13 protein-coding genes are annotated in these 19,037 nt (G+C 64.3%); 6 read left to right on the top strand and 7 right to left on the bottom strand.

Annotated elements, in window-relative coordinates; translation table 11 throughout:
- Window positions 1-172: 172 nt before the first annotated feature.
- The 4 genes from AB5K84_RS42415 to AB5K84_RS42400 form a co-directional block, all read right to left on the bottom strand.
- Window positions 173-3,040, bottom strand: coding sequence for a PAS-domain containing protein (locus tag AB5K84_RS42415; protein WP_011083776.1), 2,868 nt, complete (start codon window positions 3,038-3,040; stop codon window positions 173-175).
- Between the two features lie 352 nt (window positions 3,041-3,392).
- Window positions 3,393-4,268: a hypothetical protein gene (locus AB5K84_RS42410; protein ID WP_011083777.1), complete on the bottom strand. Its 876-nt coding sequence runs from the start codon at window positions 4,266-4,268 to the stop codon at window positions 3,393-3,395.
- A gap of 95 nt (window positions 4,269-4,363) precedes the next feature.
- Entirely contained in the window at window positions 4,364-5,344 is a 981-nt protein-coding gene (locus AB5K84_RS42405; protein ID WP_011083778.1) for an amino acid--[acyl-carrier-protein] ligase, read from the bottom strand.
- Window positions 5,345-5,408: 64 nt separating this feature from the next.
- Window positions 5,409-6,626: an acyl-CoA dehydrogenase family protein gene (locus AB5K84_RS42400; RefSeq protein WP_011083779.1), complete on the bottom strand. Its 1,218-nt coding sequence runs from the start codon at window positions 6,624-6,626 to the stop codon at window positions 5,409-5,411.
- Window positions 6,627-6,979: 353 nt separating this feature from the next.
- Here AB5K84_RS42400 and AB5K84_RS42395 point away from each other — a divergent pair, with 353 nt between their 5' ends.
- The 3 genes from AB5K84_RS42395 (at window position 6,980) to mtnA (ending at window position 9,528) form a co-directional block, all read left to right on the top strand.
- Window positions 6,980-7,252, top strand: a complete 273-nt coding sequence (locus tag AB5K84_RS42395) for a phosphopantetheine-binding protein (protein ID WP_011083780.1) — start codon at window positions 6,980-6,982, stop codon at window positions 7,250-7,252.
- A gap of 275 nt (window positions 7,253-7,527) precedes the next feature.
- Complete coding sequence (locus tag AB5K84_RS42390; protein ID WP_011083781.1) at window positions 7,528-8,403, top strand: S-methyl-5'-thioadenosine phosphorylase; 876 nt, start codon at window positions 7,528-7,530, stop codon at window positions 8,401-8,403.
- A gap of 18 nt (window positions 8,404-8,421) precedes the next feature.
- Window positions 8,422-9,528 carry an S-methyl-5-thioribose-1-phosphate isomerase gene (gene mtnA, locus AB5K84_RS42385; RefSeq protein ID WP_011083782.1) on the top strand — a complete coding sequence of 369 codons (1,107 nt, stop codon included), beginning with the start codon at window positions 8,422-8,424 and terminating at the stop codon, window positions 9,526-9,528.
- Window positions 9,529-9,635: 107 nt separating this feature from the next.
- Here the strand turns inward: mtnA and AB5K84_RS42380 are convergent, their stop codons facing one another.
- Window positions 9,636-10,271, bottom strand: a complete 636-nt coding sequence (locus AB5K84_RS42380; protein WP_028172637.1) for an HAD-IA family hydrolase — start codon at window positions 10,269-10,271, stop codon at window positions 9,636-9,638.
- Between the two features lie 107 nt (window positions 10,272-10,378).
- Between AB5K84_RS42380 and AB5K84_RS42375 the strand changes: the two genes are divergently transcribed.
- Window positions 10,379-11,137, top strand: coding sequence for a S1 family peptidase (locus tag AB5K84_RS42375; protein WP_038965209.1), 759 nt, complete (start codon window positions 10,379-10,381; stop codon window positions 11,135-11,137).
- A gap of 125 nt (window positions 11,138-11,262) precedes the next feature.
- Window positions 11,263-12,765 carry a flavin-containing monooxygenase gene (locus AB5K84_RS42370; protein ID WP_441232751.1) on the top strand — a complete coding sequence of 501 codons (1,503 nt, stop codon included), beginning with the start codon at window positions 11,263-11,265 and terminating at the stop codon, window positions 12,763-12,765.
- Window positions 12,766-13,262: 497 nt separating this feature from the next.
- Here AB5K84_RS42370 and AB5K84_RS42365 read toward each other — a convergent pair whose 3' ends face one another.
- Window positions 13,263-14,189 (bottom strand): response regulator transcription factor, encoded by a 927-nt coding sequence (locus tag AB5K84_RS42365; protein WP_161532938.1) that lies wholly within the window; start codon window positions 14,187-14,189, stop codon window positions 13,263-13,265.
- On the bottom strand, window positions 14,173-17,544 hold the full coding sequence (locus AB5K84_RS42360) for a hybrid sensor histidine kinase/response regulator (RefSeq protein ID WP_011083787.1): 3,372 nt from the start codon (window positions 17,542-17,544) through the stop codon (window positions 14,173-14,175). The genes AB5K84_RS42365 and AB5K84_RS42360 overlap by 17 nt, the downstream gene beginning before the upstream one ends.
- A 167-nt stretch (window positions 17,545-17,711) precedes the next feature.
- On the opposite strand from AB5K84_RS42360, the gene urtA reads away from it, so the two are divergent.
- Window positions 17,712-18,971 (top strand): urea ABC transporter substrate-binding protein, encoded by a 1,260-nt coding sequence (gene urtA / locus AB5K84_RS42355; protein WP_038965210.1) that lies wholly within the window; start codon window positions 17,712-17,714, stop codon window positions 18,969-18,971.
- The last annotated feature ends 66 nt before the right edge of the window (window positions 18,972-19,037 follow it).

Genomic DNA, 19,037 nt, shown 5'->3' with positions numbered 1-19,037 from the left:
GGGCCGCCGTCTCTCTTTGTTATGACGGGATTGTCCCTGAAATCACCAGAGAAGAAAAGCGCATTGCGCGGACCGTGCGCAGCGGTCGACGCGGCTATCCAGCTGGAAACGGTATGTGCGACAATTGGTCGTTTGGAGGCGTGCCGAGGCACGGAATTTGACGTGGGCGTCCTTACGCCACGCGGCGAACCGCGTTCAGCGTCTCGATGGTACGTGCAACCTCGGCCGCCGGGCACGGTCTGCCGAAGTAATAGCCCTGCACCGCGGTGCAGCCGCATTCGCGGACGAAGTCGAGCTGCTCCTCGGTCTCCACACCCTCAGCCGTGGTCTCGACGCCGAGCACGGAGCCAAGGCTTGCGATGGTGCGAACGATGGCGACGCTCTCCGGGCTTTCGCCGAGCGTGCCGACGAAGGAGCGGTCGATCTTGATGCGGTCGAACGGAAACTTGCGCAAATAGCTCAGCGAGGAATAGCCAACGCCGAAATCATCGAGGCTGACGCGCACGCCGAGCGCGCGAAGCTGGTGCAAGATCTCGATCGTCGCCTCGCTGTCGTCGAGCAGCGCGGTCTCGGTGACCTCGAGCTCGAGCCGCTGCGGCGGCAGGCCGGCTTCCGCGAGCGCGCTTGTGACCATCGCCGCCAGCCCGCGCGCGCGGAACTGCACCGGCGACAGGTTCACCGCGACCGTGACATCGGGCCATGACGCCGCGGTCGCACAGGCCGTGCGCAGCACCCATTCGCCGATCGGAACGATCAGTCCGTTCTCTTCGGCGATCGGAATGAATTCGGCCGGCGAGACGAAGCCGCGCGAGGGATGCTTCCAGCGCAGCAGCGCCTCGAAGCCGGTGAGCTCCGAGGACTCGAGCCGCACCTGTGGCTGGAACACCAGGTGGAATTCACGCGCCTCCAGTGCGCCGCGCAGGTTGTGCTCGAGCGCGTGCCGGCTGCGGGCCTCTTCCTCCATCTCGGGTTCGAACAGCTGATAGGCGCCGCGCCCCCTTGCCTTGGCCTGGTACAGCGCGAGATCGGCGCATTTCATCAGCTCGTCGGCATCGAGCCCGTGGTCGGGCGCGATCGCGATGCCGACGGAGACGCCGACATGGATCGACTGGCTTTCCAGCGGCGGCGGGTGGCCGATGATCTCGACCAGGCGGCGGGCGAGCTTTTCGGCCGACTGTGGCTGCGGGCCGCGCTGGAGAACGGCGAACTCGTCACCGCCGAGGCGGGCGACGGTGTCGTGCTCGCCGACATTCTCCTTCAGGCGCGCGGCGACCCAGCGCAGCAAGCGGTCGCCGGCGGCATGGCCGAGCCTGTCGTTGACGGTCTTGAAATTGTCGAGGTCGAAGCACAGCACGGCCATGGCGCCGCCGGCGATCGCGACCTGGTTCAGTCCCTCGCCCATCTTCTCGCGGAACAGCGTGCGGTTGGGCAGGTCGGTGAGTGAATCGTGCCGGGCCATGTGCGCGACGCGGGCCTGGGCTTTGTGGCGCTCGGTGACGTCCTCATAGGTGACGACCCAGCCGCCAAGCTCCATCCGCTTGTGGTTGAGCTTGATGATACGGCCGTCGCTCAAATGGCGGTGCAGCGTGTGTTCGCCCTCGCGCAGCCTTTCGACATAATCGGCATAGAGCTTGGCGCCGGTCGTGTCCGGATGGATGCCGAGCTCGCAGCTGTGATCCATGATCTCGCGCATCGAAATGCCCGGCTTCACCACGTCGGGCGACAGCCCGTACATCTCGATATAGCGGCGATTGCAGACGATCACGCGCAGGCTCGAATCGAGCATGCACAGGCCCTGGCTCATGTTGTTCAGCGCCGCGTCGAAGCGGCGATACTGTTCGCTCAGTTCCTCGATCGCGCGCTCGCGCTCGGTGATGTCTTCATAGGTGGCGACGAAGCCGCCCTCGGCCAGGGCGCAGTAGCGCACCGAGATCACGGTGTCGTTCGTCATGCGCCGGCGCATCGGCGAGGAATCGCGGTTCGCGATCTTCGCGCTGGCGGCTTCCAGGAGCTGTCGCGGACTGTATTCCGAAACGAACGCGCCGTTCGCCATCGATCTTTCGATCAGCTCGCCGAGATGCGTGCCGGGCCTGGTTTCCTCCGGCGACAGCCAATAGATCTTGCGGTAGGTGGTGTTGCAGACGCGCAGGCGCATGTCGCTGTCGTAGAAGGCGAGCCCGTGCGCCATGTTCTCCATCGCCGCGTCGAGGATGAAGTTCTGCTGCCTCAGCGTCTCCTCGTATTTCAGCCGCTCGGTGACGTCTTCGTGCACCGTCACCCAGCCGCCGTCGGGCAGGAAGCGGGAGACCGCCTGCACCATCCGCCCGTCGTAGCGCATCACCAGCAGCGTCTTCGCCTTCCGGCTGCGCACGTCCTCGAGCCTGGTGTCGTGGAATTCGTCGGCCGACATGCCCGGCGTGTTGCCGCGCGAGAGCCAGTGTTCGATGGCCGCGCTGTGCGTGACGCCCGGCTTCACGACTTCTGGGTCGAGGTTGTAGAGTTTCAGGAAGCGTTCGTTGCAGACGACGACGCGGCTGTCGGCGTCATACATGATGAGGCCGTGAGACATGTTGGCGAGCGCATGCTGGCTGCGTTCTGTCTGCACGCGCAATTCCGCCTCGAGCCGGGCGAGGCGGCTGACGTCGTCACAGATCGTCATCCAGCCGCCGCCGGGAAGCGGCTTCAGCTCGAGTGCCATGACGAGGCCAGTCGCCAGCCGTTGCTCGGTACGGAACGGCTTGCCCGCCGCGATCTGCGCGATCCGCGTCGAATACAGCGAGTCGAGCTCGCTTTCCGGAAAATTCCCACGCGTCGCGCTGTGCGCGAGCACCTCGCGATAGCTCGCGCCCACCCGCACGACATCGGCCGACATGTCGAACAGCGACAGGTAGCGCTGGTTGACCAGCACGATCCTGTTGTCGGCATCGTAGACGCAGACACCCTGCTCCATGTGGTCGAGCGCAAGCTGGCTCAGCGCGACCAGGGCCTCCGGGCCCTGCTCGCGGCGTGCACCAAGCTCGTTGTCGCGGGTCGACGTCATGGGGTCGGCGTGATCTCGGCGGGCAATAGACTTAACGCAGCGTAATTCGAGCGCCGAGGGTAACGGAGACCCCGGAAAATTCCCTTAAGCGCAGTAGTTTACGGAGGGTGACCGGCGGTGGAGAGCGTCTCCGGATTGCAAAGGTGCCTGCAAGAGTTGGCCGAGAGGGCGCAACATATTTTCTGGTGTCGTCCCGGCGAAGGCCGGGACCCACAACCATAGGGAGAGGTTTGGCGAAGACTAGTAGTGAACAGGTTTTCCCGCGGTACTAGCACCCTGCGCTTACAGACAGATCACGCGGTATGGGTCCCGGCCTTCGCCGGGACGACACTGAGTGTGGCGGCATCTGCCCTCACGGCCCGTAGAGCACGAGTTCCGTGTCGGTGAGATCGGCGAGCTGCGGCTGGTGCGGACCCTTGAAATATTTGCGGCCACGCCGCTCGGTATAAATACCGACGAGGCCGGGAACCGGGCCGTTGGCATCGACCGCCACCGAGATCTTGCCGAGCCGCAGCAGCAGCCGGCCGATGCGGCCTGCGCAGGCGGCGTATTCGGCGGCGCTGCGGCAGTAGATCAGCTTCATCGCGGGCGGCGCGATGAAGCCGCGGCGGATGCGCACCGGTTGCAGGATGAAGGGGAAGGTTCCCTGCGGCGTGCGGCAGACGAGGCTAAGGCAATTGTAGCGCGCATGCCGCGTCAGCAGTTCGGTCTCGGCCTCGGAAAGTCCCTCGATCGTCTTGGCGTGCTGCGAGATGACTTCGATCTTGCTCCAGCGCGGGGGCCGCGCCAGCGCTGGCACCGAAAAGAATATGCCGCGGCAATAGGCACGGAAGCCCTGCGTCTCGATGATCGGCCAGGTCCACGGCGCCGGGCTGATGTTGAGATAGGTCACGTCCTTGTGCCGCTGCGCGATCTTGGTCAGCAGCGGGGCGTAGTTGCGATACGCCGGATCGACATACCAGCTCGACAGGTTGCACTGGATCGCGGTCTCTTCACCGTTCTTCCGTGCCGTGTAGATCAGCAGCAGCACGCCGACCGGCGTGCCGTCATTGTCGATCATGTAGCCGAAGCGCGGATAGCCCTCCGGCACCGGCCGGAAGGCCTGCCGGCGCAGGCCCTGGATCCAATAGTTGCGCGAGCGGCCCACGAAGCCGCGCGTCAGCAAGTCCGCGATGGCATCGACATCGGACTCGGTAATCTCGCGGCATCGAACCTTGGTGTGGATCACGCTCGTCTTACCCGTGGAAATGGTCGGCCTCGTTTGGTCTATCGTTTCAGCATGATCTTTTCGGAAAACCGCTTCGCACTTTTCCGGATCATGCTCTAGCGCCAGCCTTCGCCATGGGCGCCGGCCGCAACATGCGGCTGCAGGCCCAGGATGTCCCGCACCTTGGCGGGCCAGGCGGAAAGATCGGTGCCGTGGGTGTGGAACATGGCGACCGCGAGCCGGTCCATGCCGAAGGCGACGCAGCCGGTGTGGGCCGGCTCGCCATTGGCGTCCTGGATGCCCCAGGTGGTGCCGAAATGCTCGCGGTGATAGTTGAAGCTCATGCAGGCGGTCGGCTGCTCTTCCGAGCGCAGCGGGATCAGGAGCTCGAACTTGAGCTGCTGCTGCTTCTGGCTCACCGCCTTCATCTGGCCGACGCGGCCGAAGAAGGGATCGCTGGCGTAGTCGACACGGAAGGTCAGGCCGAGATCGCGGGCGATCGCCTGCGCGCGCACCATCCAGCGCTCGCGGAAATCGGAAACGTCGTCGGGCGTGCCGATGCAGACATATTCGCGCATCCGGAACGATTGCAGCCGGTCGAGATGCTTCGACGGCTCGCGGCGGAAGCAATCGGCGGCGACGTCGAAGCGGAGACCGCCCTTCGGCAAGGGGCCGCGGCTCGCCGCGATCGGATAGACAGGGTAGCAGGCGGCCGGCGACAGCACGAGGTCGGCCGGCGACAGTGACGTGGTCCAGTCGCCGCCGGCATCGAAACGGCTCACCGCGGCGTTGATCTCACGCTCGGTGCCGTGCAGGCCGCAGACGCATCCGAGCAGGTTCGGAAAGCTCTTGAGATAGCCGGACTTCTCGAGCTGGGCGCGGCTCATCACAGGTGGGAAGCGCAGCGCTTCGGTGCCGGCTTCGCGATGGCTGGTGATCAGCGCGGCGAGCCGCTCGACGATGCTCTCATAGAGCGCGGTGCGGGCGTAGACACCGTCCGAGCCCATGCTGTGGAACAGCTTGTCGGCGAGATGATCGAGCGGATCGGCGATTTGCGGTGCGGTGTCAGGCGAGTTGGGGAGAACAGCAATGTTCATGTTCGACTTCCTGCTATCTGAAATTATTCTTGTTGGACGAAGGCACGTCAGTCTCGAAAACTTGTCAGTCCCGCAGGCTCGCCGGAATGCCGCTCATCAGCGTCGAGGTCGCAGCGTTGGCCAGGATACGGTCGTTGTTGATCATGATCGGCGACGACAGCACGTCGCGCAGGTGGCGGCCCATGGTGAACTCGCCGTCGTTGCGGTAGCCGGAGAGGCCCGCGGTGCGCATCGCATGCATCACGGTCTCGACCGCGAGCTCGGAAGCTTGCACCTTCAGCAGCGTGATCGACGACTGGAAGTCGAGCGAGCCGAGTGCGCGCTCGTCATGCTCGGCGCGGGCGAAGGCCTCGATATTGGCGGCGATCAGCGCGCGGAGCTTTGCCAGCGACATTTTTGCCGCGGTGAAGTGCGCTGCTGCCGGCGGCATCTGGCCCCCGGAGCTGCGGGCCGCCTTGCGGATGAAGGCCTGCGCGCGCGTCACGGCCGCGGCGGCAATGCCGGCCCAGGCCGAGGACCAGCACAGATGTGCGAACGGCGTCATCGTCTGGGCATGGATCTTGTCGTAGGCTTCCGGGAAGACGCGGTCGGTCGGGCAGTCGACCTTCAACTCGAATCCGGTGGAGCAGGTGCCGCGCATGCCGAGCGTTTCCCAGCCCAGCGTACGCTTCAGCGAATAATCGTCCTTGGCGAGCGCCAGCAGCACCTGGTCCGAGGCGGCGGCGTCGGTGGCGCGGCGGGCGATGGTGACGAGGCCGTCGGCCTCGGCGCCGTAGGAGATCACGGTGGCGTCGCGCACCAGCGAGACGGTGTCGCCGGCGACGTCGACGGCGGCAGCGCTGGCGCGGATGTTGCCGCCGTTCTGGCCTTCTGTGGTGGAGGAGGCGAGCAGCCACTGGTCGCGGGCGACCCGGCGCATCATGGTTTCCATCCAGGGAATGCCGTGGCCGTGCCTGATGACGCAGGCGACCTTGGTCTGGTGCATCGCGTAGATCATCGCGGTCGAGGCGCAGGCGCGCCCGAGCGTGTAGCAGATGTCGGTGACGTCGTAGATCGAGGCGCCGAAGCCGCCGAACTCGACCGGGATCATGACGCCGAGCAATTTCTGCTCACGCGCGACGTCGAAAGCCTTGTGCGGGAAGCGGGCGTCGCGATCGACCCCGTCTGCGTCGGCCGCTGCCGCTACCGCGGTTCGGGCGACGCGCTCGATCAGGGAGGGGCCCTGCTCGAGGAGGTTCGTCTGCGTTTCGTCGACAGTGAGAACTGCTTCACGCACGTTCATGCTCGTCCGCCTCCGGTTTGCCGTTCGAGATCGCCGACATCATTCGCGATGCCGCGTAAGCGATCCTCCGGCCATCTTTGCTTGTGAGACGAGGCTACGGATTTAATTCAAATTCGTCGATGAAATACAGGGTAAACAAAGCCAAATTCCGAACGAACAGTTAAGGTCGGGTTGTTGGCATGGCCGGAATTTCCGCGATCGCGTTAGGGATCTGGAAGATGTCCGGATTCCCGACAATCTGAGTCATCGTTTACTAAGAAACGCGAAGTAATGGTGCCGGCCATTGCGGGATCGGCCGTCCCTGACCATCGTAGGCGGCAGTCCGGACCGACCAGACAAACGGGAATTTGCCGATGCAGGCCTTCAATACCGACGTGCGCAATCGCATCATCAAGCTGGTGAAGGGCATCCTCGAACAGAACGCGCTCGCCGCGGACGTCACGCCGCAGGCCAAGCTCGTCGATGTCGGCCTGACCTCAATGGATATGGTCAATCTGATGCTCGGCGTCGAAGCCGAATTCGATTTCACCATTCCGCAGTCGGAGATCACGCCGGAGAATTTCCAGTCCGTCGAGACGCTGGAGCGGATGGTGATGACCCAGCTGCAGCCGGCGACCGCGGCTTAGCTAAGCGCACAGCTGTCTCCCCGGGATCGTCCTGGCGAAAGCCAGGACCCATTACCCCAGGCAGGAGTTTGGCGAAGTTTGGTCGTTCGGGATTGATATCGCGCCCCATCGATGGACCTCGCGGTATGGGTCCTGGCTTTCGCCAGGACGACACCGAACGTGTTACGAGCGCCTCACGCCCCTCACGCGCATCGTTCCCCCACCCCCGTTCCAAAACCGCCGCAAAACTGGCATAGCTTAACCATGTCGCACGTAGCGGACAGGGTGGAGCAGGCATGACGCAGGCGGTATTGGGCATCATCGGTGGCTCCGGCATCTATGACCTGCCGGGCCTCGAGGGCGCGCACGAAGAGGTGATCAAGAGCCCGTGGGGCGAGCCGTCGGCGCCCCTGCGGCGCGGGACCATCGCAGGCCTGCCGATCGTGTTCCTGCCGCGGCACGACAAGGGCCACAGGCTGTCGCCCTCCGACATCAACTACCGCGCCAATATCGACGTGCTGAAGCGCGCCGGCGTCACCGACCTGATCTCGCTGTCGGCCTGCGGCTCGTTCAAGGAAGAGATGCCGCCCGGCACCTTCGTGCTCGTCGATCAATTCGTCGACCGCACCCACAAGCGCGAGAGCTCGTTCTTCGGCCGCGGCTGCGTCGCGCATGTGTCGATGGCCCATCCGGTCTCGCCGCGGCTGCGCATCCATCTTGCCGCGGCGGCCGAGGCCGAGGGTATCGCAATCGCGCGCGGCGGCACCTATGTCTGCATGGAGGGGCCGCAGTTCTCGACCTATGCGGAGAGCATGACCTACAAGACATCAGGCTATTCCGTGATCGGCATGACCAACATGCCCGAGGCGAAGCTCGCGCGCGAAGCGGAGATCTGCTACGCCACGGTCGCGATGGTGACGGATTTCGACTGTTGGCATCCCGACCATGACGCCGTTACCGTGCAGGACATCATCCGCGTGCTGACCTCGAACGCCGACAAGGCGAAGGCGCTGGTGGCGCGGCTGGCAAAGGATTTCCCGCGCGAGCATGAGCCGTGCCCGATCGGTTCGGACCGCGCGCTCGACACCGCGCTGATCACTGCGCCCGAGGCGCGTGATCCCGAGCTTCTGAAGAAGCTCGATGCCGTAGCAGGGCGCGTGCTACGTGGCTGAGACGAAAGGCAGAAAGCCATGAAGGTTGACGGCAAGCATTTCCGCAGCATCTGGCGCGAGCGCGACGGCTGGTCGGTCGGCGCGATCGACCAGCGCCGGCTGCCGCATGAGTTCGTCGTTGCAAGGTTGACCTCGTGCGAAGACGCGGCCGTTGCGATTCGCGACATGCTGGTGCGCGGCGCGCCGCTGATCGGCGCGACGGCAGCCTATGGCATGGCGCTCGCGATGCGCGAGGATGCTTCCGATGCGGGCCTGAAGCTTGCCTACGAGACGCTCGTCGTGGCACGCCCGACCGCAATCAATCTGAAATGGGCTCTGGATGAGATGCGTGCGACCCTCGCGCCGATCGATCCGGTTGAACGGGCCGAGGCGGCCTATGCGCGCGCCGACGAGATCGTCGAGCAGGACGTCGAGATCAACCGCGGCATCGCCGCCAACGGTTTGGCGCTGATCGAGGCGATCGCGGCGAAGAAGCCGGGCGAGGTCGTCAACGTGCTGACTCATTGCAACGCCGGCTGGCTCGCCACCGTCGACTGGGGCACCGCCACGGCGCCGATCTACCTCGCGCATGAGCGCGGCATCAAGGTCCATGTCTGGGTCGACGAGACGCGCCCGCGCAATCAGGGTGCCTCGCTCACCGCCTGGGAGCTCGGCCATCACGGCGTGCCGCACACGGTGATCCCCGACAACACCGGCGGCCATCTGATGCAGCACGGCATGGTCGATCTCGCCATCGTCGGTACCGACCGCGTCGCCGCCAATGGCGACGTCTGCAACAAGATCGGCACTTACCTCAAGGCGCTCGCCGCGCATGACAACGGCGTGCCGTTCTACGTCGCGCTGCCGTCGCCAACGATCGATTTCGCCGTCCATGACGGCATCCGCGACATCCCGATCGAGCAGCGCAGCGGCGTGGAGGTCACCGATATGACCGGCCGCACCGCCGACGGGAGGCTGGAGACGGTGCGCATCGTGCCCGAGAACTCGCCGGTCGCGAACTACGCCTTCGACGTGACGCCTGCTCGCCTCGTCACCGGTCTCATCACCGAGCGCGGTGTGCTGAAGCCCGACCGCGCCTCGCTCGCCGCAGCGTTTCCGGAGCGAATCTCCGCCGCGGCGGAGTAGGCTCTCGTAGGGTGGGCAAAGGCGCGAAAGCGCCGTGCCCACCATCTGCTTGTCCCAATGGAATTGGTGGGCACGCTTCGCTTTGCCCACCCTACAGCCTTCGCGAACTATGTCAGCTTCAACCCTGTCGCCGCCTCGAGCTCGGCAATCGCCTGGGCGCCGCTGGTGACCTTGATGGTGGTCATACCCATCTCACGCGCGGGCTTCAGATTGACGCCGAGATCGTCGAGATAGACGCAATTTCCCGGATCGACCTTCAGCGTCTCGACCATCATCTTGTAAATGCGTGGGTCGGGTTTGCGCAGGCCGATCTTGGCGGACTCGATGACGTGGTCGAACAGCACCATCACCTCGGCGATGTAGAGCGAGCGCCCGGTCATGCTGCCGATGGCGTTGGCAGGCAGGTTGTTGGTGATGCAGCCGGTCTTGAGCCCGGCCTTGATTCGCTTCAACGCTTCGACCATCTCGGGACGCAGATCGCCCTGAAGCAGCGGCAGCACGTCGCGGCCGCGCACCTCCGCGCCGAGCGCGCGCGACTCCTCCGCGAACAACGTGTCGAAGGTGTCGATGTCGACCTCGGCGCGCTCGAACCTGGCCCAGGCGTTCTCCAGATGGTTGGCCGCGTTGGTGCGCCGGATGATGTCGATGGGCAGCCCACGCTCGGTCTCGAACCGCGCGAACGCCTCGAACGGCGAGCTCGTCAACACGCCGCCAAAATCAAAGATCACCGCCTCGATCGCCAATGTCTTGCCCTCGTCAATTCCTTTCCAAGAGGGCTAGCATGCGCTATCGGCAAGAGCCAGTCCGAAGCAATCCGCCCTCACCGAGGCTGCCGCCAAAGCGTGTTCCCATGAAGAAGCTTGCAACTCCCATCATCGCGGCGCTGCTGCTCGCCACGCCCGCCCATGCCATCGTCGGCGGCGGCACGCCGCAGGCTGATGGCGTTGCGCGCGCCGTCGTCACCATCGTCGGCTCGCGCGGCAATTTCTGCACCGGCAGCCTGATCGCGCCAAAACTCGTGCTTACCGTCGCCCACTGCGTGCAGCCCGGCGCGGACTACAAGATCGTGGATCGCGGCACCGACGGCCAGCCGCAATTGCTGAACGTCCGCACCGTCGCGATCCATCCGAACTTCAACATGCAGGCGATGCAGGCGCATCGCGCCACCGCCGACGTGGCGCTGCTGCAACTGGAAATTCCACTCAAGGGAAAATCGGCGGTGCCGGTTGGCATGCCGAATATTCCAATTCAGGTCGGCAGCCGCTTCGTCATCGCCGGTATTGGCGTCACCGTGCGCGGTGATGGCAAGAGCGGCGGCGCGACGCGGGTCGCGGGCCTCGTCGCCACCGGCCAGCCCGGCACGCTTCAGATCCGGCTGGTCGATCCCGTAACCAACGGTGTTCGCGATGGAATCGGCGCCTGCACCGGTGATTCCGGCGGTCCCGTGTTCGAGGACAAGCCGAACGGCGCCATGCTCGTCGGCCTCATCAGTTGGTCCACGGGGCCGAATGGCGCGGCTGGCTGCGGCGGGTTGACCGGCGTCACGCCGCTCACGCTCTACCGCGACTGGATCTTGCAAACCGCGCGGAGCTGGGGTGCGGCGCTGTGATTTGACCGCAACTTGATCTATGTCATTTTGTAGCGGAAGCGCGATGGGCGACCATGCCTGTCGCGGAGGAAACGCGTCGCTCAATCAAGGGCGGCCACAAAAGCAAGCAAGGCATAGAAGCAACAATGAATGTCGCTGTTCGCAGTCACGCCACGGCCAAACAGGTTTCAGAGCATTTCGACGTGCTGATCGTCGGCGCCGGCATCTCCGGCATCGGCAGCGCCTATCACGTCACAAAGCACCTGCCGGGCACGAGCTACGTCATCCTGGAAACGCAAGCGACGTTCGGCGGCACATGGAGCACGCATCGCTATCCCGGCATCCGCTCGGACAGCGACCTCCACACTTTCGGTTATAGCTTCAAGCCCTGGGTCGGGCCGCCCATCGCGACCGCCGAGGAGATCCTCGCTTATATGAACGAGGTGATCGAGGACAACGATATCGCCCGCCGCATCCGCTACAAGCACAAGATCAATTCCGCGAGCTGGTCGAGCGACCAAAACCTCTGGACCATCGAAGCGGTCACGACCGATACCGGTGAAGCAAGGACCTTCACCGCAAACTTCCTCTGGATGTGCCAGGGCTATTATCGCCATTCCGAGGGTTACACGCCCGAGTGGAAGGGCATGGATCGCTTCAAGGGCCGCATCGTCCATCCGCAGACCTGGCCTGATGACATCGACCTCACCGGCAAGAGGGTCGTCGTGATCGGCTCGGGCGCGACCGCAGCGACGCTGGTGCCGAACATCGCGGACGATTGCGCGCATGTCACCATGCTGCAGCGCTCGCCGACCTATTTCCGCCTCGGCCGCAACGCCATCGAGATCGCCGAGGAGCTGCGTCGGCTCCAGGTGGATGAAGCATGGATCCACGAGATCGTTCGCCGCAAGATCCTGTTCGAGCAGGATGCGTTCACGAAGCTCTGCGTGTCCAAGCCGGAGCAGGTGAAGAAGGAACTGATCGGCCAGATCAGCGCGGTGCTTGGTCCGGATTACGACGTCGAGACGCACTTCACGCCGAGCTACCGGCCGTGGCGACAGCGCATCGCCTTCGTGCCCGATGCCGACCTGTTCAAGGGGATTGTCAGCGGCAAGGCCTCCGTCGTCACCGACGAGATCGAATGCTTCGTCGAGAACGGCATCCAGCTCAAGTCGGGCAAGCTGCTGGAAGCCGATATCATCGTCACCGCGACCGGCTTCAATCTCGCGGCGCTCGGCGACATCGCCTTCGAGATCGACGGCAAGCCGCTCGCCTTCGGCGACACCGTCACCTATCGCGGCATGATGTTCACGGGCGTGCCGAACATGGTCTGGGTGTTCGGCTATTTCCGCGCCAGCTGGACGCTGCGCGTCGACCTCGTCGCCGATTTCGTCTGCCGTCTGCTCGGACATATGAAGGCGAAGGGCAAAAAGAAGGTCGAGGTGAGCTTGCGTCCCGAAGACCACAACATGCCGATCCTGCCCTGGATCGATCCGGAGAACTTCAACCCCGGCTACATGATGCGCAACATGAACCTGCTGCCCAAGCGCGGCGACAAGCCGGAATGGCAGCACAGCCAGGATTACTGGACCGAAAAGGACGAGATCCCGAAGACGGATCTGGATGACAAGGCGTTCGTGTACGGGTGAAGGGGTTGTTCCTGTAGGGGCGATGGCCGTTGTCACGAACGCCACTGTCGTCCCCGGGGCGCGAAGCGAGCCCGGGACCCATACTCCCAGGCAGTGGTCGTAGGGTGAGCAGGTAACTCCGAGTCTTCGCCAAACGTCTCCCTGTGGTTATGGATCCCGGATCGGCGCTCCGCTCTAGACAACGCTACGCGTTGTCGAGAGCTTCGCTTGTCCGGGACGACACTGTTTGTTGGGTTAGCGGTGTCCCAACTCATTGGCGCCGCGGCTACGAATTCCACTGTCGTCCCGGGGCGCGAAGCGAGCCCGGGACCCATACTCCCAGGCAGTGGTCGTAGGGCGAGCAGGTAACTCCGAGTCTTCGCCAAACGTCTCCCTGTGGTTATGGATCCCGGATCGGCGCTCCGCTCTGGACAACGCTACGCGTTGTCGAGAGCTTCGCTTGTCCGGGACGACACTGTTTGTTGGGTTAGTGGTGTCCCAACTCATTCGCGCAGCGGCTACGAATTCCGCCTTGTCGCGCTCGTCGCAATCGCCGCCGCCGCTGTCCGGTTCTCCACGCCCAGCTTCGCATAGATCTGCTCGAGATGCTTGTCGACCGTGCGCGGGCTCAATCCCAGGATCTGCGCGATGTCGCGATTGGTCTTGCCCTTGCTGAGCCAGGCCAGCACTTCCCCTTCGCGGGTGGTGAGGCCGAGCTCGCTGGTGAATTCCGGCGGCAACGCGGTGCCGGATTCCTTGGACAGCCGTAGCAGGAACTCGTTCGGCGCGGTTTCGCCCATGTAATAGAACCGGAGTTGCGGATTGTCGGGCAAGGAAGCGCCTTGCGACTTCGAGCTGCCCTTGCCCTTGGCCTGCTCCAGCCAGTGTAGCAGTGATGGCGGAAGGGCAAAGTCATCGGCCTGGGCCCCGTGGTGATCGGACAGCAGCTTCTGCGCCTGCGGGGTCGCCCAGAGGATGCTGCCCTGCCGGTTGACCGCGAACAGGAAGCGGCCGGAGACGTCGAGCGCGGCGCGCGCGCTCTGGGTCAGGCGGGCGTTGCCGAGATGGACACGGATGCGCGCCAGCATCTCCTCGATCACGATCGGCTTGGTCACGTAGTCGACGCCGCCGGCGTCCAGCCCGCGCACGATATGCTCGGTCTCGGCGAGGCCCGTCATGAAGATCACGGGGACGTTGGCAAGGCCCGCATCGCGCTTGAGGCGGCGGCAGGTCTCGAAGCCGTCGATGCCGGGCATCACCGCATCGAGCAGCACGATGTCGGGCGTGATCTGCTCGACGATGCGCATCGCCGCCGCGCCGTCGAGCGCCACCATCACCGTCATCCCGGCGCCGTCGAGCGCGTCGGTGAGCAGCCGCAGCGTCTCGGGAGAGTCATCGACAACGAGCGCGACGTCGCGCTTCTTCGACTCAATGCTCATGCGCATGCAACGTCTTCAATGTGGTCATGTACTGGTCGAGATCGAAGCGGTCGACCAGCGATCGCATCTGGGCGACGAAGTCGGCATGCTCCGGATGCTCGCTGCCGATCTCGTCGAGCTTCAGCTGGATGCCCTTGACGTAGCCGATCTGGCCGAGCCCGATCAGCTCCTCGATGTGTCGCACCGGCGGCCGTGAGCCGCTCTCGGGCTGCCAGAACGGCACCGCGATCTCGTCCGAGCCGTATTGCCATTCGATCTTGAGCAGTTGGCGGATCGTCTCCAGCAGCCGCGGAATGTCGATCGGCTTCATCAGATAGCCGTCGTGGAACGGTTGCGCCAGCGGCGTGCCGTGAGCCTCCAGCGCGCTCGCCGAGACCATCAGGATTCGGGCCTGGTGATGGCCGCTCGCGCGCAGCGTCTCCGCGACCGTCCAGCCGTCCATGCCGGGCATGGAGATATCGAGCAGGAACAGATCGGGCCGGCAATGCTGCGCCAGCGCGAGGCAGCCCGGGCCGTCTGCGGCGCTGAGCAGGATGAAGCCGAGCGGCGTCAGCACTTCGCGCAGGAGGTCGCGATGAACGGGGTCGTCGTCGGTGATCAGGATCGTCTTGCGCGCGCCGTGATAGCCGGAGACCGGCGCCTCCACCGGCGCGATGCGCTGGGGATTGGCGACCTCCGACAGCAGGATCTTGACCTTGAACGTGCTGCCGGTGCCGACCGTGCTCATGACCTTGATGTCGCCGCCCATGACGCCGGCGAGCAGCCGGCTGATGGTCAGCCCGAGGCCCGTTCCGGTCTGCGGCTGCGAGACACCGAGGGCGCCGCGTTCGAACGGCGCGAAGATGCGTTCGAGATCGTCGCCCTGGATGCCGGGACCGGTGTCGATCACTTCGAATTCGGCAACGGGGCTGCGATAGTGCACGACGAACTGCACGCTGCCGGTCTGGGTGAATTTGATCGCGTTGGAGAGCAAATTGATCAGCACCTGGCGCAGCCGCTTCTCGTCGGCATAGACCACGACCGGCAAGTGGGCGGGACGCCTGAACACGAAGTCGATGCCCTTGGCGGCGGCCTGAAGGCGGAACATGCCGACGAGCTGGTCGAGGAATTCGCTGAGCCGCACCTCGTCGCGCGAGAGATACAGCCGCCCCGCCTCGATCTTGGAGATGTCCAGGATGCCGTCGATCAGGCCGGAGAGATGATCGGCGCTGCGGCGAACCACGCGGACCTGGTCGCGCGGCTTGGTGTTGAGCGTCGTATCCTGCTCGAGGAGCTGCGCATAGCCGCTGATCGCATTCAGCGGCGAGCGCAGCTCGTGGCTGAGGCCGACGACATAGCGGCTCTTGGCGAGGTTGGCGGATTCGGCGACCTCCTTGGCGCGCTGGAGTTCGGCGTCGGTGCGCTTGTGCGCGTCGATCTCCTGGATCAGCAGCGTGGTCTGCCGCCGCGTCTCGGCCTCCGCGGCCCGCCGGCTCTGCTGCGCCAGCACGAACAGCCAGGCCACCACGCCGATGATGATGCTGAGCGAGAAGAACACCTTCCACAGCACGTCGGAGACGAGCATGTTCTCGCCATGCGCGCTCGCGGAGGTCTGGAGATAGATCAGCCCCAGCACGAGCGCGACGAGGCCGGCCGAGATCACGAACACGCCGATGTAATGGCCGAGCTGCGAATTGATCCGCTGGTAGATCGGCTGCGGCAGGATCTTGCCGAGCGTCTCGGAGAATTGCGTCTGTACGCGCGCATGCGGCTTGCAGAGGTCGTGGCAGCGGGCGTCGAGCGAGCAGCACAAGGAGCAGATCGGCCCGGCGTAAGCGGGGCAGGAGGCCATGTCCTCCGGTTCGAACGAGTGCTCGCAGATGCAGCACTGGATCGCCTCGATGTTCTGCCAGCTCCGCTTCGGCTTGCGCGCGATGTAGTATTTGCCACCGGTCGCCCATGCGATCAGGGGGGCGGCGAGGAAGGCAACCGCCAGCGCGATGAAGGCCGACAGCGCCTTCGCGGTCGGCCCGAATAGGCCGTAGAAGGCACTGATGGAGATGATGGTCGCGATCGTCATCGCACCGACGCCGACCGGATTGATGTCGTAGAGATGCGCGCGCTTGAACTCGATCTGCTGTGGCCGCAATCCAAGTGGCTTGTTGATGACGAGGTCGGCGACCAGTGCGCCGACCCAGGCGATCGCGACGTTGGAATAGAGCGCCAGCGTCTGCTCCAGCGCCTTGTAGACGCCGATCTCCATCAACAGCAGCGCCACAATGACGTTGAAGACCAGCCAGACCACGCGGCCGGGATGGCTGTGGGTCAAGCGCGAAAAGAAGTTCGACCAGGCGATCGAGCCGGCATAGGCGTTGGTGACGTTGATCTTGACCTGCGACAGGATCACGAAGGTGCCGGTCAGCGCCAGCGCGAGGTCGGGCTGTGACAGCACGTATCGAAATGCTTCGAGATACATATGCGCCGGCTCGGCGGCCTCTTCGGGCGGCACGCCGTGGCTGAGCGCGAAGAAGGCGAGGAACGAGCCGGCCAGCAATTTCAGCGCGCCGAGCACGATCCAGCCGGGGCCCGCGCTCATCAGTGCGATCCACCAGGAGGTCCTGGAGGCCCGACGGTCGCGCGGCAGGAATCGCAAGAAGTCGACCTGCTCGCCGATCTGCGCCACCAGCGAAAACACGACCGAGGCCGCAACACCGAACAGCAGCAGATCGAAATGTCCGTTGAGGTCGCCGTGCTCGCCCGAGAACTTGCGCCACTCCGTGAACGAGTAGGGGTTGGCCCAGGCGATCGCCGCAAAGGGCAGGATGTGCAGAATGATCCAGAGTGGCTGGGTCCAGAGCTGGAAGCGGCTGATCAGCGTGATGCCGTAGGCCACCAGCGGGATGATGACGACCGCACTGATGAGATAGCCGACCGGCCTCGGAATCCCGAAGCACATCTCGAGCGCGGACGCCAGGATCACCGCTTCGATCGCGAAGAAGATGAAGGTGAAGGACGCGTAGATCAGTGAGGTGACGGTCGAGCCGATGTAGCCGAAACCAGCGCCGCGCGTTAGCAGGTCAATGTCGATGCCGCATTTGGCGGCATAATAGGCAATCGGCACGCCGCAGCAGAAGATGATGGTCGAGACCACGAGGATCGCGGCGGTGGCGTTGGTGACGCCATAGTTCAGGGTGATGGTGCCGCCGATCGCCTCCATCGCCAGGAACGAGATCGCGCCCAGCGCGGTGTTGGCAACGCGGGCGGTGGACCAGCGACGCGCGCTCTTGGCCGTGAAGCGCAGCGCGTAGTCTTCCAGCGTCTGGTTGGCGACCCATTGGTTGTACTGGCGCCTGACGCGGTCTATTCGCTGCCGCCCTGCCACTTAATCCCACTCCCGATACGACCCGGATCCCTCGCAAATCCCGTACCAAAAGCCTACGTCGGCATTTTGCGGTGCAGTATACGCGATCTTGCGTATGCTTGCGCTGCACAAATTCGAGCCATCCTCACGGCACCAATCGCGTGTCCTCGAACAAAAGTGGGGTGCTCATGTCAGACGAAGCAAACAAGGGCCTGTTGTCGCCGCTCCGGCGCAAATTATTGATGGGAATGGCGGCGGTGCCGGCCATCACGATGCTGCCGCGGGCGTCTTTTGCACAGGCCCCGGCGACCTCGGCGGTCAATACCACGGGTCTCGCGGTCACCGACACCGAGGTGACAGTCGGCATCCTGCATTCGGCGACCGGCACCATGGCGATCTCCGAGACCGGCTCGATCGAAGCCGAAAAGCTCGCCATCGAGCAGATCAACGCCATGGGCGGCGTGCTCGGCCGCAAGATCAAGTTCATCCAGGAGGACGGGGCCAGCGATTGGCCGACCTTCGCCGAGAAGGCCAAGAAGCTGCTGGTCAACGACAAGGTCGCGGCGATCATGGGCTGCTGGACCTCGGCCTCGCGCAAGGCGGTGCTGCCGGTCGTCGAGCAGTATAACGGCATGCTCTACTACCCGACCTTCTACGAAGGCCTCGAGCAGTCCAAGAACGTGATCTACACCGGCCAGGAGGCGACCCAGCAGATTCTCGCGGGCCTGAACTGGATCGCCAAGGAGAAGGGCGCGAAGTCGTTCTTCTTCATCGGCTCCGACTACATCTGGCCGCGCACCTCGAACAAGATCGCGCGCAAGCACGTCGAGAACGTGCTGAAGGGCAAGGTCGTCGGCGAGGAGTATTATCCGCTCGGCAACACCCAGTTCAATTCGGTCATCAACAAGATCAAGCTGACCAAGCCCGACGTGATCTTCACTGACGTCGTCGGCGGTTCCAACGTCGCGTTCTACAAGCAGCTCAAGGCTGCCGGCATCGACCTCGCCAAGCAGCCGCTGCTGACGATCTCGGTGACCGAAGACGAGATCGACGGCATCGGCGGCGAGAATATCGCAGGCGCCTATGCCTGCATGAAGTACTTCCAGTCGCTCGACAATCCGAACAACAAGACATTCGTGCCCGCGTTCAAGAAGATGTGGGGCGAGAAGACCGTGATCGGAGACGTCACCCAGGCTGCCTATCTCGGCCCGTGGCTGTGGAAGTTGACGGTCGAGAAGGCCGGTTCGTTCGACGTCGACAAGATCGCGGCGGCTTCGCCGGGCGTCGAGTTCAAGGGTGCTCCGGAAGGCTATGTGCGCATCCACGAGAACCATCACCTCTGGTCGAAGACCCGGGTGGGCCGCGCCAAGCTCGATGGCCAGTTCGAGCTGATCTACGAGACCGCCGATCTCGTCGAGCCGGATCCGTTCCCCAAGGGCTACCAGTAAGAAGCGCTACCAGTCAGAACGCGGCCTCTGCCGCGTCTCCCTCGAGGCAAAACCGCTCCCTGGCGT

The organism is Bradyrhizobium sp. 1200_D9_N1_1 (genome assembly GCF_052075915.1).
GTDB lineage: Bacteria > Pseudomonadota > Alphaproteobacteria > Rhizobiales > Xanthobacteraceae > Bradyrhizobium > Bradyrhizobium diazoefficiens.
This window is presented reverse-complemented; position numbering and strand designations above follow the sequence as displayed.

What these genes read in the sequence shown, in the direction of transcription:
- AB5K84_RS42375 (WP_038965209.1), top strand. Translation starts at nt 10,379, where the DNA reads ATGAAGAAGCTTGCAACTCCCATCATCGCGGCGCTGCTGCTCGCCACG.
- AB5K84_RS42365 (WP_161532938.1), bottom strand. Translation starts at nt 14,189, where the DNA reads ATGCGCATGAGCATTGAGTCGAAGAAGCGCGACGTCGCGCTCGTTGTC.
- urtA (WP_038965210.1), top strand. Translation starts at nt 17,712, where the DNA reads ATGTCAGACGAAGCAAACAAGGGCCTGTTGTCGCCGCTCCGGCGCAAA.
- AB5K84_RS42405 (WP_011083778.1), bottom strand. Translation starts at nt 5,344, where the DNA reads ATGAACATTGCTGTTCTCCCCAACTCGCCTGACACCGCACCGCAAATC.
- AB5K84_RS42415 (WP_011083776.1), bottom strand. Translation starts at nt 3,040, where the DNA reads ATGACGTCGACCCGCGACAACGAGCTTGGTGCACGCCGCGAGCAGGGC.
- AB5K84_RS42390 (WP_011083781.1), top strand. Translation starts at nt 7,528, where the DNA reads ATGACGCAGGCGGTATTGGGCATCATCGGTGGCTCCGGCATCTATGAC.
- AB5K84_RS42370 (WP_441232751.1), top strand. Translation starts at nt 11,263, where the DNA reads ATGAATGTCGCTGTTCGCAGTCACGCCACGGCCAAACAGGTTTCAGAG.
- mtnA (WP_011083782.1), top strand. Translation starts at nt 8,422, where the DNA reads ATGAAGGTTGACGGCAAGCATTTCCGCAGCATCTGGCGCGAGCGCGAC.
- AB5K84_RS42395 (WP_011083780.1), top strand. Translation starts at nt 6,980, where the DNA reads ATGCAGGCCTTCAATACCGACGTGCGCAATCGCATCATCAAGCTGGTG.
- AB5K84_RS42400 (WP_011083779.1), bottom strand. Translation starts at nt 6,626, where the DNA reads ATGAACGTGCGTGAAGCAGTTCTCACTGTCGACGAAACGCAGACGAAC.